At 71.7% G+C, this 15,905-nt stretch carries 13 protein-coding genes; 9 read left to right on the forward strand and 4 right to left on the reverse strand.

What is annotated here, in order from left to right:
* Positions 1-14: 14 nt before the first annotated feature.
* Positions 15-659 carry an RNA polymerase sigma factor gene (locus AC1DXJ_RS05845; protein WP_477636515.1) on the reverse strand — a complete coding sequence of 215 codons (645 nt, stop codon included), beginning with the start codon at positions 657-659 and terminating at the stop codon, positions 15-17.
* Between the two features lie 472 nt (positions 660-1,131).
* On the opposite strand from AC1DXJ_RS05845, the gene AC1DXJ_RS05850 reads away from it, so the two are divergent.
* Positions 1,132-2,718: a LuxR C-terminal-related transcriptional regulator gene (locus tag AC1DXJ_RS05850; protein ID WP_477624581.1), complete on the forward strand. Its 1,587-nt coding sequence runs from the start codon at positions 1,132-1,134 to the stop codon at positions 2,716-2,718.
* On the opposite strand, the gene AC1DXJ_RS05855 is transcribed toward AC1DXJ_RS05850, so the two are convergent.
* Positions 2,666-3,217: a dihydrofolate reductase family protein gene (locus AC1DXJ_RS05855; RefSeq protein WP_477614262.1), complete on the reverse strand. Its 552-nt coding sequence runs from the start codon at positions 3,215-3,217 to the stop codon at positions 2,666-2,668. The genes AC1DXJ_RS05850 and AC1DXJ_RS05855 overlap by 53 nt on opposite strands.
* Positions 3,218-3,382: 165 nt before the next feature.
* Here AC1DXJ_RS05855 and AC1DXJ_RS05860 point away from each other — a divergent pair, with 165 nt between their 5' ends.
* From AC1DXJ_RS05860 to AC1DXJ_RS05880, 5 genes are all read left to right on the forward strand, one after another.
* On the forward strand, positions 3,383-4,318 hold the full coding sequence (locus AC1DXJ_RS05860) for a lysophospholipase (RefSeq protein ID WP_477632880.1): 936 nt from the start codon (positions 3,383-3,385) through the stop codon (positions 4,316-4,318).
* Positions 4,319-4,450: 132 nt separating this feature from the next.
* A complete protein-coding gene (locus AC1DXJ_RS05865) occupies positions 4,451-4,864 on the forward strand; it encodes a YciI family protein (protein WP_477614264.1) in 414 nt (137 codons plus the stop codon).
* A 7-nt stretch (positions 4,865-4,871) separates the two neighbouring features.
* Positions 4,872-6,011 carry an RNA polymerase sigma factor gene (locus AC1DXJ_RS05870; protein WP_477614265.1) on the forward strand — a complete coding sequence of 380 codons (1,140 nt, stop codon included), beginning with the start codon at positions 4,872-4,874 and terminating at the stop codon, positions 6,009-6,011.
* An 80-nt stretch (positions 6,012-6,091) separates the two neighbouring features.
* The gene (locus AC1DXJ_RS05875) at positions 6,092-8,197 is read left to right on the forward strand and encodes an NAD(+) synthase (RefSeq protein WP_477632881.1); all 2,106 of its coding nucleotides are present in this window, start codon (positions 6,092-6,094) and stop codon (positions 8,195-8,197) included.
* A 57-nt stretch (positions 8,198-8,254) separates the two neighbouring features.
* Entirely contained in the window at positions 8,255-8,614 is a 360-nt protein-coding gene (locus AC1DXJ_RS05880; protein WP_477624586.1) for an MmcQ/YjbR family DNA-binding protein, read from the forward strand.
* Here the strand turns inward: AC1DXJ_RS05880 and AC1DXJ_RS05885 are convergent.
* Positions 8,598-9,104, reverse strand: coding sequence for a hypothetical protein (locus AC1DXJ_RS05885; protein ID WP_477636516.1), 507 nt, complete (start codon positions 9,102-9,104; stop codon positions 8,598-8,600). The genes AC1DXJ_RS05880 and AC1DXJ_RS05885 overlap by 17 nt on opposite strands.
* A 318-nt stretch (positions 9,105-9,422) precedes the next feature.
* On the opposite strand from AC1DXJ_RS05885, the gene AC1DXJ_RS05890 reads away from it, so the two are divergent.
* The 3 genes from AC1DXJ_RS05890 (at position 9,423) to AC1DXJ_RS05900 (ending at position 15,169) form a co-directional block, all read left to right on the forward strand.
* A complete protein-coding gene (locus AC1DXJ_RS05890) occupies positions 9,423-10,097 on the forward strand; it encodes a hypothetical protein (protein ID WP_477614269.1) in 675 nt (224 codons plus the stop codon).
* A 105-nt stretch (positions 10,098-10,202) separates the two neighbouring features.
* Complete coding sequence (locus AC1DXJ_RS05895) at positions 10,203-11,618, forward strand: FAD-binding oxidoreductase (RefSeq protein WP_477636517.1); 1,416 nt, start codon at positions 10,203-10,205, stop codon at positions 11,616-11,618.
* Between the two features lie 170 nt (positions 11,619-11,788).
* A complete protein-coding gene (locus AC1DXJ_RS05900; RefSeq protein ID WP_477636518.1) occupies positions 11,789-15,169 on the forward strand; it encodes a BTAD domain-containing putative transcriptional regulator in 3,381 nt (1,126 codons plus the stop codon).
* Positions 15,170-15,181: 12 nt separating this feature from the next.
* Here the strand turns inward: AC1DXJ_RS05900 and AC1DXJ_RS05905 are convergent, their stop codons facing one another.
* Positions 15,182-15,901, reverse strand: coding sequence for a hemerythrin domain-containing protein (locus AC1DXJ_RS05905; protein ID WP_477636519.1), 720 nt, complete (start codon positions 15,899-15,901; stop codon positions 15,182-15,184).
* Positions 15,902-15,905 lie beyond the last annotated feature (4 nt).

Here is a 15,905-nt window from a genome sequence, read left to right on the forward strand (position 1 = left end):
CACGCGGGCCGCTGCTACCAGCCGGTCTCCTGGTCCTGGGCCTCGCGGTAGGCCTTGAGCAGGCCACCCCGCGTACGGAAGTTCAGGGCGGCAGCCGCGTTGGGGTTCAGGCCCATCTTGGCGGCCGCGACACCCAGGGGCTCGCCCACCACCGCGGTCCGCCACAGGATCTCCCGCCACCGGGGTGGGAGCGTGGCCAGGGCATCCATCATCACGGTGTGCTCCACGAACGCCTCTGCCGCATCGGGCTCGGCGTTGTCGAGGACGTCAGGATCATCGACCAGGAACTCCCGGGCGCTCCGGCGGATTCCGTCGACGTAGAGGTTGCGGATCGTCGCGACCAGGTAGGGGCGGAACGCGATCTTCGGACCGGCCCCGTGGAGGATCGCCACGAGCACCTTGGTGAAGGCCTCGGAGACGAGGTCCTCGGCAACCCCGTGCCCCGCGATGCCCCTCGCCGCCCTCAGCGCCGACGCGTGGTAGCGCGTGTACAACGTCGCCGTCGCGGACTCGTCGCCCGCCCGGACGGCCTCGATCAGGGCCGAGTCAACCTCCTCGCCGGGAGCGTGGTGCTGCCCGACACCGGAGTCGTGCTGCTCATCGGCGTCGGTGCCGCGCCGAGGGTGTGGCGCGTCCGAACCGACGGGTAGCGCTGACATCGGTACCTCCTCGTCGAGAGGTCCGGTCCGGACCTCGATGTGCGTTGTCATGGTTCGACTGCTCCAGCGATCCCGCGTGTTGACGTCGACGCGAGGGGTGGTGCTACTTTCGGGCGGGGTTGTCGAACGTTTTGCAGGGGTCGCGGGTCGGTGAGCAGGCCGACGGCATACCGACCCATGCACCCGGAAGGGGAGGACGGGTGAGGCAACCAGCTCAAGGTGGCGAGTGTCACCGCACCCGCCTCCGGGATGTCGACCCGGGCCGTCTGGGGATACCGGCTGCGGCCGGTCGACGTGCTGTGCAGTCTCTGTCGAGTTGTGGACCAGCCTGGGTGCTGAAGGACAACTCCAGACTGGCTGCCGAGGACTCCGCACACACGGGGGGAACTACCTGTCTTGGTGCCACGACGGTGCGGGCCGTCCTGGGTACCTCGTCGGGTGGGGAGACAACTCGATGCAGGGGGATCAGGAGATGCCGGACCAGGAGTCGATGACCACGAGGGCGCCGTCGCAGGAGACGGTGGCCTCGTGGCGCTTGGTGATGACCGTCCTCGCACGGTCGATGAACGTGAAGCTGGGGCTCGTGACCCGGCACACGGAAGACGGTGCGATCGAGATGACCGCACCCAGCCTTGAGCAGGACTACTACGACCCGGGAGAGCGGCTGGCTCTCGAGCCGGGCCTGCTGTGTGAGTACGTCATCACCAACCAGGCCGAGCTCGTCGTGGCTGACAGCCGCAGCGAGGCGGAGTGGGTGGAGAACCCCGATGCCCGGCGCGGGCTGCTGGCCTATCTCGGCTTCCCCGTCTACTGGCCCGACGGTGACGTCTTCGGGACCATCTGTGTCCTGGACGACTCGCCTCGCGACTTCAGCCAGGCCGATCGACGGCTGCTGCTGTCAGCCCGCGACGCCATCCACGACTCGTTGGGCGTGGCGATGGCGACCCAGCGTGTCGACCAGGGCGCCGCGGTCCGGGCGCCGATGGGGTCGTGGGACTACGACCCGGCGAACGACCTGCTGAGGTTGTCCCCCTCCATCCTCCGACACCACGGCATGGCTGACGCGAGCAGCTGGTCCATCGACCAGTGGCTCGACGGCTTCCCGGAGGACCAGCGCTCGCCGCTGGGCGACGGCATCGCCGCCGTTGCCGAGGGGCTGACCCGGACGTTGAGCCTGGCGGTGCTCGTGCCCGGCCCCGACGGCAGTGCCCTCGTACGGATCACCGCGCGGGGCCTTCACGACGACGCGCACCGCGTGGTCTCCATCGTGGGCAGTCACTGGGTGCTGCCCGACTCCACGGTGCCGGCCCCCCACGTCGTCGACCCCTTCTTCTCGCGTGACCCGATGACGGGGCTGCCCACCCGCGTCGAGCTGGAGTACCGCGTCCAGCGAAGCCTGGAACGACACCCAGGTCAGGCTCCCGGAGCGCAGGTGGTCATGGCGATCATCGAGGTGACCAACGTCGGCGGGATCGTGCACGCGGACGGCATCGACGCCGCCGACACGGTCATGGTCGGACTCGCCGACCGGCTGCGCGGGGCCGACCGCTTCGTCGCTGCCCTGGGTTTCGGACACTTCGCGGTGCTGGTCAGTGCCACGGCAGCCGGTGCGGCGCAGCGGCTGGCCCTGGCCCTGCGCAGGGAGGTGGCAACCCTCCCCTCGGCCGGTTCGGTGACGCCGAACATCTCGATAGGGACCGTCGACGTGGTCGAGATCGCCTCCGGGTCCCCCGGTGAGTTCCTCGCCGAGGTCACCCGCGGGCCGCGGCGGGAGGCTCCGAGGGACCGGGACGTCAACCGCGCCGCCACCGCCCTGACCGAACGCCAGAAGGAGATCGCGACCCTCGTCGCGCAGGGCTTGTCGAACCGTGAGATCGCGGACGCCCTGGTGATCACCGTCCGCACGGTGGAGGGACACCTCGACGGCATCCGCGACAAGCTCGGGCTGACCAGTCGGACCCAGCTGGTGGGCCTGGTCCTCACCCGGCCGGAGGTGGTGGCTCGGCTCAGTCCTGCGGCCGCAACCGGTAGGTCAGGACGGCGTTCCCGACCGACGTGACCTGGCTGTCGACGAGGTCGAGCCGGGTGACCGGCACGGACTCGTCGAAGAGCCGACGACCGACGCCAGCCACCGGGTGGGTGGTCAGCGTCAGCTCGTCGATGACACCGGCCAGGAACAGTGACCGGATGGTGTCGATGCCGCCCACGACCGAGATGTCCCCACCCTCGGACTCCTTGAGCTCCCGGACGTGGGCGGCCGGGTCGCCGTCGATGACGGTGCTGTTCCAGCCGAGGTCACCCGATCGCGTCGAGGACACCACATGCTTGCGCACCGGGTTGATGAACTGGCCGAACGGGTCGTCGGCACCCGCGGACTGCCAGTACTGCGACCACTCGTCCCACAGCTTGCGGCCGATGACCACGTCGGTGACGCCGCCGATGGCCTTGCCCATCATCTCCATCTCCTCCGGCCCGAAGCGGTCGAACTGCCACTGGTCGGGGGCCTCCACGACGCCGTTGACGGAGTTGAACAGGTGGGCCGAGACTTTTCTGGCCATGGTCGGAGCCTTTCGCACGAGGGTGGGATTCGTCGATACAGACCATGCCACCCGGCAGAACTCATCGCCCCACCAAATGCCGGGCAACGGTCCGTCACGGCTCCCGCGCGTGGCTATTGTCAGCGCAGCGGCCCTGGCGACACCTTTCCGAGCGAATGAGGCGCAATGCAGTCGAGCACGAGCACCCTGACCACTCCCGACGGAACCCAGCTGCACGTCAACAGGTGGTTGCCCGAGGGCCCACCCAAGGCCGTGGTCCAGGTCGCGCACGGCATGGCCGAGCACTCTGACCGCTACGCCCGGTTCGGTGAACGGCTGACCGCCGCGGGGTATGCCGTGTACGCGAGCGACCACCGCGGCCACGGCTCCACGGCGCGCGCCGCCCAGGACGCGGGCTACTTCGCCGACGACCACGGGTGGGACACCGTGGTGGACGACCTGCACCTCGTGACCGAGCACGCGCTGTCCGAGCACCCGGGTCTGCCGTTCTTCCTCTTCGGCCACAGCATGGGCTCGTTCCTCAGCCGCTCCTTCGTCACGCGGTTCGGCGGGGAGCTCGACGGGCTGGTGCTGTCCGGCACGGCCGGCGACCCGGGCGCGCTGGGCAAGGTGGGCCTCGCGCTCGCCTCCGCCCAGGCCCGGCTGCGCGGCCGTCGCCACCCCAGCGCCCTGATGGACCAGCTCACCTTCGGCCAGTACGGCGCGGCCTTCAAGCCGAACCGCACCAAGTTCGACTGGCTCTCCCGTGACGAGGCCGAGGTCGACAAGTACGTCGCCGACGAGCGCTGCGGCAACGTGTTCACGAGCGGCTTCTTCGTCGACCTGCTGGGCGGCCTCGCTGCCATCAACGCCGACTCGGAGGTGGCCCGCGTGCCCAAGGAGCTGCCCATCCACCTCATCGCCGGGTCACTCGATCCCGTCGGCGCCAAGGGCAAGGGCGTCCAGCAGGTCGCCGACCAGTACCGCCGTCTCGGCGTGCAGGACGTCAGCGTGAAGCTGTGGCCCGAGGCGCGCCACGAGGTCCTGAACGAGACCAACCGCGACGAGGTGATGGACGAGGTGGTGGGCTGGCTCGACGCCCACCTCCCCGTGCGGGGCTGAGCCACGCGGCATACCCGAAGTTCCCCCCCGTGGGCCGAAAGTTGTGTCGCCGACCATGTCGAGAACCGACCGACGGCTCCGTCCTGGGGGTGATGGCGGCCAGAATGGCCGGCACGGACGAAGGAGATGACGATGGCCAAGTACCTGCTGCTGAAGCACTACCGAGGCGGTCCGGAGCGCAGCCCCCAGGGCTGCATCCCCATGGACCAGTGGACTCCGCAGGAGATCTCGGACCACATCGGGTTCATGCACCACGTCGCCGACACGCTCCGCGAGCGGGGTGAGTTCGTCGACGCCGATGGGCTCTCACCCGAGGGCGCCTTCGTGCGGTACGACGGCGAGGGCAAGCCGCCGGTGACCGACGGCCCGTTCGCCGAGACCAAGGACCTGATCGCCGGCTGGATGGTGATCGACGTCGACTCGGTGGAGCGCGCCCACGAGGCGGCGGCGTTCCTCTCGTCGGCCCCCGGCCCGGGTGGCGTCCCCCTCAACGAGTGGATCGAGGTCCGGGCGTTCATGTCCGAGCCGCCCGTCATCACGGAGTGACCAGGCGATGAGCGAGCTCGACGAGCTGCTCAAGCACCTCGGACCTCAGGTGCTCGGCATCCTCGTCCGCCGCGGAGCAGACTTCGCGGCGGCCGAGGACGCCGTGCAGGAGGCCCTCGTCGAGGCGTTCCGTCGCTGGCCGTCCGCGCAGCCCGACGAACCCAAGGCGTGGCTCGTCACGGTGGCGTCGCGCAGGTACGTCGACGCGGTGCGATCGGAGGCCGCGCGACGCAGGCGGGAGGAGCGGTTCCACGAGGAGCCGGGGCCAGGCGCCACCGAACAGGCCGACGACACGCTCCTGCTGCTGTTCCTCTCCTGCCACCCTGCGCTCTCGCCGACCTCCGCGGTGGCGCTGACCCTGCGCGCCGTCGGCGGGCTGACCACGCGCCAGATCGCGGAGGCCTACCTCGTCCCCGAGGCGACCATGGCGCAGCGGATCAGCCGCGCCAAGCGCACCATCTCGGGCGAGCGGCTGACCCATCCTGGCGACCTCGCGGTCGTGCTGCGCGTCCTCTACCTCGTGTTCAACGAGGGCTACACGGGCGAGGTCGACCTGGCAGCGGAGGCGATCCGGCTGACCCGTCAGCTGGCTGCGGCATCCGACGAACCCGAGGTGGCGGGGCTGCTGGCACTGATGATGCTGCACCACGCCCGGCGGGCGTCGCGCCGCACGGAGGCCGGCGAGCTCGTGACGCTGGCCGACCAGGACCGTTCCCGGTGGGACACGACCGCGATCGCCGACGGGGTGCGGATCCTGCAGGACGCCCTGGCCCGCGACCAGCTCGGTGAGTTCCAGGCCCAGGCCGCCATCGCGGCGCTGCACGCCGACGCCCGGTCCGCGGCCGAGACCGACTGGACGCAGATCCTGGAGTGGTACGACGAGCTCACCCGGCTCACCGACAGCCCCGTCGTCGCGCTGAACCGCGCCGTCGCCGTCGGCGAGGTCGACGGCCCGCTCGCAGGCCTCCGAGCCCTGGCCGCGGTGGACGCAACCGTCCCCCGCCACGTCGCCGTCGCGGCATACCTGCACGAGAAGGCCGGGGACCTCGACCAGGCACACACGTTGTATGCCGCGGCGGCCAGGGCGGCGACCAGCGCGGCGGAGCGTGACCACCTCACCCGTCAGGCGGCCCGACTGCGCGGCTGAACGGGACGAACGGCGGGCGGCGGGGCTCGACGCGAACCCTTCGCCGGTCCTCGCACCGGACCCTCTGACAGACTCGGGCCATGGACCACGGGGCTTCATCGTCGGACTTCGCGTCTGCCTACCGCCACGGCTTCGCCCGCGTCGCGGCCTGCACCCTCCCCGTCCACGCGGGCGACCCCGCCCGCAATGCCGAGGCGGTCGTCGAGCAGGTGCGGCTGCGGCACGCGGAGGGTGCTGCGGTGGCCCTCTTCCCCGAGCTGAGCCTGTCCGGGTACGCCATCGACGACCTCCTCCTCCAGGACGTCCTCCTCGACGAGGTCGACCGCGCAGTGGTCACCCTCGCCGTGGCGACCAGGACCCTGCTTCCCGTCGTCGTCGTGGGCGCCCCGTTGCGGCACGGCAACCGGCTGTTCAACTGTGCCGTCGTCATCCACCGCGGCGAGGTCCTCGGCGTCGTGCCGAAGTCCAACCTGCCCAACTACCGCGAGTTCTACGAGAAGCGACACTTCGCCTCCGGCGACGACACCCGCAGCGACTGGTTCCACGCGCCGCACTGGCCGGGTGCCGACGAGGAGGGCGACCTCCCGTTCGGCCCGGACCTCATCTTCGAGGCCGACGACGTCCCCGGCCTCGCCGTCCACGTCGAGATCTGCGAGGACATGTGGGTGCCGGTCCCCCCGAGCGCCAAGGCCGCGCTGGCGGGAGCCACCGTGCTGCTCAACCTCTCCGCGTCGCCCATCACCGTGGGCCGCGCCGAGGACCGCCACCTGCTCGCCCGCTCGGCGAGCTCGCGGTGCAACGCGGCCTACCTGTATGCCGCGGCGTCGGCCGGTGAGTCCACGACCGACCTGTCCTGGGACGGCATGACGATGGTCTACGAGATGGGCGACCTGCTCGGGGAGAGCGAGCGCTTCCCGGACGGTGCCCGCGCCACCGTCGTCGACGTCGACCTCGACCGGTTGCGGCAGGAACGCATCCGACAGGGTTCCTTCGACGACAACCGCCGCGCCGAGCGGATCGACGCCAGCGACGGCGCGGACTTCCGCACCCTCGGCTTCGCCCTGAAGCCACCGTCGGGTGACATCGGGCTGCGCCGCAAGGTCGACCGGTTCCCCTTCGTGCCCGACGACGAGGCCCGCTTGGCGCTCGACTGCTACGAGGCCTACAACATCCAGGTGTCCGGGCTCGAGCAGCGGCTGCGGGCCATCGCCACCGACACCTGGCAGCCCAAGATCGTCATCGGCGTCAGCGGCGGGCTCGACTCCACGCACGCGCTCATCGTCGCGGCCAAGGCCATGGACCGACTCGGCAGGCCGCGCACCGACATCATCGGCTTCACGATGCCGGGCTTCGCCACGAGCGACGGCACCAAGACCAACGCGATCCACCTCATGGACTCCCTCGGGATCACGTGGGAGGAGCTCGACATCAGGCCGGCCGCGACCCAGATGCTCAAGGACCTGGCTCACCCCTTCGGGCGCGGCGAGGAGGTCTACGACGTAACCTTCGAGAACGTCCAGGCAGGCCTGCGCACCGACTACCTCTTCCGCGCCGCCAACCAGCGCGGTGGGATCGTCCTCGGCACGGGCGACCTGTCCGAGCTGGCGCTCGGGTGGTGCACGTACGGCGTCGGCGACCAGATGTCGCACTATGGGGTGAACAGCGGCGTGCCCAAGACGTTGATGCAGCACCTGATCCGGTGGGTGGTCGGCAGCGGCCAGTTCGAGGGCCCTGTCAACGGCACCCTCACCGAGATCCTCGACCAGGAGATCAGCCCCGAGCTCGTCCCGACCAGGGCGGGCGAGAAGCTCCAGTCCACGGAGGACTCCGTCGGGCCCTACGCGTTGCAGGACTTCACGCTGTACCACGTGCTGCGTCGCGGTTACCGCCCCAGCAAGATCGCGTTCCTGGCGCTCCACGCGTGGTCCGACCCGGAGTCCGGCGAGTGGCCCGCGGGATACCCCGAGGGCCGCCGCACGGCATACGACCTCGCGACGATCCGGCGCTGGATGGAGGTCTTCGTGCATCGGTTCTTCAGCAACCAGTTCAAGCGCTCCGCGCTCCCCAACGGCCCCAAAGTCGTTGCGGGTGGCTCACTCTCGCCCCGTGGCGACTGGCGTATGCCGTCCGACGTCACCGCCCGCGCGTGGCTGGAGGAGCTGCGGACCAGCGTCCCGGAGAGCTGACGTCTTCTCGCACTCCTGCATGACTGTGCTGTCAGTGACGGGTGCGACAGTGGTGGGGTGGCCGTCACCGTCGAGGACGTGCGCCGCATCGCGGCGCCACTGCCGCGCGCCTACGAGGTACTGGTCCGCGACCGGGTGAAGTGGCGGGTCGGCAGCATCGTGTGGCTGGCCTTCTCCCGCGACGAGACCGAGATGGGCTTCGCCTTTCCTCGCGAGGAGCGGGCGGCCCTGGTCGAGTCGGAGCCCGACGTGTTCTTCATGCCCGGACAGGTCGACCTGCGCTACCAGTGGGTCGAGGCGTGGACGGCGGCGATCGAGCTGGAGCGGCTTCCCGAGATCGTGCTGGACGCCTGGGAGATGGTCGTGCCCAAGTCGGTCTCGGCCCCCTGGTTCGCGAGCCTCAGAGCTGACCGCTGACGATCCACTCACACGCCGTGTGGAGGGCTGCCCACGGATCGGTGCCGAGCACGGTCGAGAACGACTCGCGCAGCCGGCCCTGCGGGTCGTGGAAGGTGGCGTTCCACTCGTGCCCGCGACCATTCACCGACAGGGACGCCCGCCGGATGAGCGTGCACGAGGTCACCTCGACGGACATGGCGCCGTTCGGGTGCACCTCCCGGCGCACGCAGAAGGCGTGGCCGCCGATGATGTCGGTGCAGCGTGCGGCTTCGGCGGCCCGGGACCGTGCCCGGTCGTACGCCGCCTGGGTGGCGTTGTTCAGCGACAGGGCCAGGGCCGATCGAGCCGGGGAGACGCCGGCCACGCTGCACGCGCTGGCGGCGTCGCTGATCGCCGACTCCCGGGCCATCCACGCCCGCGTCACGTCGGCGGCGAGCTGGTCGCGGGCTGTCGGCGAGGCGTTGGCGACGTACCACGCGTTGTCGAAGAGGCGCTCGATGACCGTCATTCGGGACTCCCTGCACAAGAGCCAGATGCTGGCGAGGAATGGGTGACGGGGCTGCGGATCAGGTGATGTCCCCCCGGCAGTCACCATCGTCGGGCCAGGAGTACTACGACACATCCGGCAGGGAGGGGCGCGCCTTCTCCATCAGGAGGACGAGGCGATCCTTGCGGATGCGGCGGTTTGGCTCCGGACGACCCCTCAGCGGCGCCGACCGCCACCGGACCGTCATCGCACCGAGTAGGGGTGGCGCCCCGAGCGTCCCCGGCGCATAGTGGAAATGGCGGCGTGGCGGGTGACCACGACCGTGCGCTGGGAGATGCGATGAGCCGCGAGACGACCCTGCCGGACCTGGTCCCTGTCCTGTCCGCGGGACGGCACCGCAACCCTCGCAAGGGCGCCTGCTTCATGGAGATGGCCTCCTTCCTCGCCGGCGAGCGCTGGAGCGACCACCCCGCGTGCACCCACCCGTTGCTGGCCGCGCTCGCCCGGATGGTCAACGACTCGCTCGGGGACGTCGACCGTCCCAGGCTGGTCACCCTCATCCCCGACGTGGTCGGCCTCACCGGGACCGACCTCGATCTCGACCTGGTCATCGCGACCCGCGCCGCCGCCGCGGCGCTTCCCGTGGCTCCGTCGACCCGCCAGAACGTGCTCGCCGTGGGCCTGCTGACGGCCCAGCGGCTGGCCGCGACCCGCCCCGCCGTGCGGGGCGACGTGGACGGCTGGTGCGCCACCGCGTTCGCGTCGGCTCCCGACGCCCACGCCTGGGCGGAGCGCTACGCGCGTGTCGCCCTGGTCAGCGAGCGGACCTATCGACGCCAGACCGCGCCACACACGGTCGCGTATGCCGTCGAGGGCCTCGCGGTTGCCTGCGTCGACGACGTCGCCGACCGGCTGGTCGGGTTGCTCCAGGACACCGTGGCCGATGTCGCCTCGCGGGTCGAGCGCACCAGCACCCCGGAGCCGGCCGCACGCGCGAGGGTCATGACCGGCTGATCTGTCGAGCCGGCGGGCGACCCCAAGCCGGCTCCAAGTGCCGCCCAAGTCGGTGGGGGCACCGTGTTCCGCACACCTTCTGACCTGCGGAACAAGGAGTCACCCATGACCATCGACCTCACCACCTCAACCCGCCGCGCCGAGGCACTGCGCGGCCTGTGCGACGGTGCGGTTCACCTGCCCGGCGACCCCGGGTACGACGCGGCACGCCTGCCGTGGAACGCGGCCCTCGACCAGCGGCCGGCGGCCGTGGCGCAACCGACCACGGTCGCCCAGGTGCAAGAGGTGGTCCGCGCGGCCGCCGCCGCCGACCTGCGGGTCGCCCCGCAGAGCACCGGACACAACGCGGGCCCCCTCGTCGCCCAGGGCCTGGACGACGTCGTCGTCCTGCGCACGTCGGCGATGACCGGCGTGAGCATCGATCCGGTGCGCCGGATCGCCCGCGTCGAGGGCGGCGCCCTCTGGATGCACGCCACCGAGCCCGCCGGCGACCACGGCCTGGCTGCCCTGCACGGCAGCTCCCCCGACGTCGGCATCGCCGGCTACTCCCTGGGCGGGGGCATCGGTTGGTACGCCCGACGTCTGGGCCTGGCCACCAACAGCCTGACCGCCGTCGAGCTGGTGACGGCCGACGGTGAGCACGTCCGGGCCGATGTGCACCGCAACGCCGAGCTCTTCTGGGCACTGCGTGGCGGAGGCGGCAGCTTCGGCGTCGTCACCGCCCTCGAGTTCCGGCTCTACGCCATCGAGAGCGCCTATGCGGGGATGCTCATCTGGGACCGGGAGCTCGCGGACCCCGTGCTGCGCCGGTGGGCCCAGTGGGCTCCGGGCGCGCCCGACGACGTCACCACGTCCTTCCGCGTCCTCAACCTCCCGCCCATCCCGGACATCCCCGAGATGCTGCGCGGCCGCTCGGTCGTCGTCATCGACGGTGCCGTGCTCGGCTCGGACGAGGCCGGCCAGGCTGCGATCGCCGACCTGCGAGCCCTCTCCCCCGAGATCGACACGTTCGGGCGGGTGCCGGCGAAGTCGCTGGTGCGCTTGCACATGGATCCCGAGGGGCCGACGCCCGTGGTGTCCGACTCGGCGATGCTGGGTTCCTTCCCGGACGAGGCGATCGACGCCTTCCTGTCCGAGGTGGGGCCGGGCACGTCGTCCTCGCTCCTGATGGCCGAGCTGCGTCAGCTCGGAGGAGCGCTCGGCCGGACCCACGAAGGCGGCGGTGCGCTGTCCAGGCTCGACGCGCAGTTCGTCACCTTCGCGGGTGCCATGGCGATGACACCGGAGATGGCGGCCCAGGGTCAGCAGGACGCCCACCGGCTGACCAAGGTGCTGTCGCCCTGGTCCAACGGCCGCAGCTACCTCAACTTCGCCGAGACCGACGTCGACCCTCGCACTGCCTACACGGAGCGGACTTGGTTGCAGCTCAAGGGGATTCGTTCGGCCGTCGACCCCCACGGCCTGTTCGTGGGCAACCACCGCATCCCGCGGCTGGTCGAGAACGGTCGCGTCACCGACTGAGGGCGGGCAGAGAGAGTCCTGACGGGGACGGGGGACGGGGGACAGAGGGGGGCCGGTATGCCGCGTGGTCACCACGCGGCATACCGGCCTCTCGGCGTGATGGGTCGGCGTCGCCGATATCGCCTGAAAGCACGAGCGTCACGGCGCGCCCCGCGCGTACTCTCGGGCGAATGAGAGTGGGTGTCCTCGGCGCCGTGCAGGCCCATCTCGGCGACGCGCCGGTCGATCTCGGCACGCGCAAGCAGCGCGCCCTGGTGGCCGCGCTCGCCATGAACCACGGGCGCCCGGTGTCGGTGGACGCCCTCGTCGACATGCTGTGGGCGGACGGTGCGCCACCCGGAGTGACTGGCACCCTGCAGGCCTACATCGCCGGCCTGCGCCGGACGCTCGAGCCGGGGCGCGCGGCCCGGGCACCGTCGACGGTCCTGGTGACGGTGGCGCCGGGCTATGCGCTGCGGGTGGGCGAGGACGACCTCGACGCCGCCTGGTTCGACCGCGCCGTGAGCCGCGCCCACCGTCGGATCGGCCAGCTGGCGCGCCTGCACGATGCCAGTGGGCTCACCACCGAGGAGCTGAGCTCGATCGTCGCCGAGCTCGACCGGGCGCTCGCCCTCTGGCGCGGCACGCCCTACCTCGAGCTCGAGGACGCACCCTTCGCGGTGGCCGAGCGCGCCCGGCTCGAGGAGCTGCGCGTCGTCGCCCTCGAGGACCGGGCAGTCGCCGCCCTGGAGCTCGGGCAACACGCTACTGTCGCCGGCGAGCTCGAGGCGCTCACGACGGCATACCCACTGCGCGAACGACTCTGGGGGCTGCGCGCGCTGGCCCTGACCCGGGCGGGCCGTCAGGCCGAGGCCCTGGACGCCTTGCGCGAGGTCCGCGAGGTCCTCGCCGAGGAGCTCGGCCTCGAACCGGGGCAGGAGCTGCGCGACCTACAGGCGGCGGTGCTGCGGCAGGACCCCGCCCTGGACTGGCAACCGGCGTCGCCTGCGGGGCAGCCGGCGTCCTGGACACCCGACGTGGCGACCGGCGGCACCGAGTCCGTGGGCGGCGGCGGGCCGACCCGGATCCAGTCGTTCGTCCCGACGCTTCCGCCCTGGCCGCTCGTCGGGCGGTCGCCCCAGCTGGCCGAGCTCGTCGGCGCGCTGGACCAGGCCCAGTCGGGCACGGTGGCCCTCGCCGCGCTGGTCGGGGAGCCGGGCATCGGCAAGAGCCGCCTTGCGGGCGAGCTGGCCCGCGTGGCCAACGAACGCGGTGCGACCGTGTTGCTCGGACGGTGCTCGCAGGACGACGGGGCGCCCCCGCTGTGGCCCTGGCAGCAGGTGCTGCGCGGGCTCGGGCGTGAGCTGCCCGAGATGACCGACCAGGACGAGGACGGTGGGGGCAGGTTCCGCACGTGGGAGGCCATCGCGGGCGCGGTGGCCGAGGCCGCGACCGGTCGCACGGTCGTCGTGCTGCTCGACGACCTGCACTGGGCCGACGTCGCGTCGCTGCGCGTGCTGCGGTTGCTCGGAGAGACAGTGCAGGACGGCCGGCTGCTCGTGGTGGGCACGTGGCGCAGCCACCCCGAACCCGCCGACGCGCTCCTCGACGCGGTGGAGATGTTCGCCCGTCGGCACGCGGTGCGGATCGACCTGCACGGGCTCACGGCGGGTGAGGCCTCGCGCGTCGTCGAGGCCGTGAGCGAGTCGACGCCTTCCCCTGACGAGGCCGCGTCGCTGAGGAAGCGGACCGACGGCAACCCGTTCTTCCTCGTGGAGTACGCCCGGCTGGCGCGCGAGGGCGGCGACCTGTCCGCCCTGCTGGCCGAAGCCCACCCCCCGGCCGCGGTGCACGACGTGCTCGCCCGGCGGCTCAAGCGGCTGCCCGAGGAGAGCGTGTCGGCGCTGCGGTGGGCAGCGCTGGTCGGCCGGCAGTTCGACCTCGCCACCCTTTCCGCGGTCTCGCGCCTCGACGAGGAGGACCTGCTCGACCAGCTCGACCCCGCACTCGAGGCGGGGCTCCTCCGTGAGGACGGCATCGACCGCTACCTGTTCGGTCACGCGCTGGTGCGCGACACGATCTACGCAGCCATTCCCGCTGCCCGTCGCGCGAGAGCCCACGCCCGGGTCGCGGAGTCGCTGGCCGGCGGGCCCGGGCGAGAGACCGAGGTCGCGCGACACTGGCTGGCAGCCGGGCCGGCCCACGCGTCGCGTGCCTGGCTCGCAGCCGTCGGCGCAGCGGCCCTGGCGCGGCGGTTGCACGCCTACGAGGAGTCCGCAGACCTGCTCCGGTCGGCCCTCGACACCCTGCCGCAGGACCCTGACTCCACCGCACGCGAGCGGTACGACGTGCTGATGGACCTCGCGGACGCCCAGCGCTGGTCGGGCGACTGGGAGGCGCTGGTGGCGACAGCGGAGGCGGCCATCGCCGTCGCGGACGAGCTGGCGGACGTCGAGCTCCTCGGTCGGGCCGCCACCGTGACCTCCGTGGGGGCGCTGTGGCAGTCGGGACCCCACGGCACCGTCAACGCGGTGGTCGTCGAGGCGCTGCGTCGTGCGCTGGCGGGGCTGCCTCCCGCCGATGGCGGGCTGCGCTGCCGGGTGATGCTCGGCCTTGCCCTCGAGATCTACTACGGCTCGACCTTCGAGGAGCGGATGGCGCTCGTCGAGGAGGGTCTGGCCATGGCCCGGCGGATCGGCGACGACGACCTGCTGCTCGACGCCTGCCAGCTCTCCTACGTCGCCGTCTGGCGGACGTCCACCGCACCGCTGCGCCGAGACCTCGTCACCGAGGGGATGGAGCTGGCCCACCGGCTCGGCAACGAACGCGCGTACGTCGTCACCACGACGCTGCGGGCCGTGGTGGCTGGGGAGCTCGGGCTGGTCGAGGAGATGTGGGAGCACGCGGTGGTGGCGCGCGACTGGGCCCAGCGGCTGCGGCTGCCGTACGGGCTCATCGTGCTGGACAGCCTGGAGCTGCCGTGGCTGGCGATGGCGGGGCGGTTCGACGAGTGCGTCGAGAGGATGGACGACATCGTCCGGCTGGACCAGGAGATGACGCTGTCGCAGACCGAGGACGCCACGGCCGGCGCCCTCATGTCGCTGCGGCTGTGGCAGGGCCGATCCCTCGAGGTGGCCCCGGTGCTCGAGCAGTTCGTGGAGCACAGTGTGCTGCCGGTGACCTCGACGATGCTGGTGTTCTGGCTGCGCGCCGGTGAGCTCGACCGGGCCAGGGAGTTTGCCGCGACCCACGCCGTGCGCGTCGACGACGACGACTGGTTCTCGATGCTCAACTGGTGTGCCGCGGCCGAGGCGTCCCTCGGCCTGGACGACCACGCGATGGCGTCGGCTGCCTACGACCGGCTGGCGGCGTTTGCCGGCTACTCGTGCTGCGCCGGCTCGGGCAACGCGATGGGCCCGGTGGACGCCTACCTCGCCCAGGCGGCTGCCGCGGTCGGCGAGGCGGACCTGGCCGCCAGCCACGCCGATCGCGCGCTCGAGCTGTGCGAGGAATGGCAGATCCCGCTGGCCGCGCAGTGGCTGCGCGGCCAGCGGGAGCGCTACTCCTTCTGACGCCCAGACTGCTTAGTCGACATAGCGGAAGGCGATGGCCTCGCGCCGCTCGAAGGCCCGGCGGGTGAGCAGCCACAGGATGTGGTTGGGCCGACCGGTCTTCGCGAACACCTGACGCCGCAACGGTCCCGGCACGTCGTGGGCGGCCCACGGCACCAGGGCGAGCACCTGGGCGAACGTGACCCCGGCCCTGAAGTGCTCCTCCTCGAGCTGCTCCCAGTCCTCGTGGGTGAGCACCCGCTGGATGATCGCGATGGCCTCGGTCTCCTCGTGCCGCAGGTGTCGTCCGAGGCTCTCCCTGGCCGCGCACAGCCGCACGGCCAGGGCCGCCCGGGCGTCCTCGTCGGCCTGGTGGGCGAGCCGTTCGAAGCCGGCGGCGCACGCTGTCAGGATCGGGTCGATCTCCGCGTGCTCCGCCTCCATGGCCTCCAGGACCTGGCGGTCCGCCTCGTCGGCGCGCTCGAGGAGGGCCGGCCAGAGACCGGCGTCCTCACCCGCGTGGTGGTGGTGGAGCACCTCGGCGAACAGCTCCCAGCGCGCCGCCAGCGCTCGCCAGGTCGACCGCGCCTCCGTCGGGGTGGCTGCGGCCGCCGTGGCGAACGCCGCCAGGTCCCGGCGGAACCCGTGGTGCATGACGTACATCATCGTCATGTCGACCGGTCCCGGGTGGGCGGCCGTCTGTCCGGGGAAGGTGAGCTGTTCCGGCCAGGCGGGTGCAGTGGTGGTGGTCATGACA

Source organism: Pedococcus sp. P2_D9 (assembly GCF_056404275.1).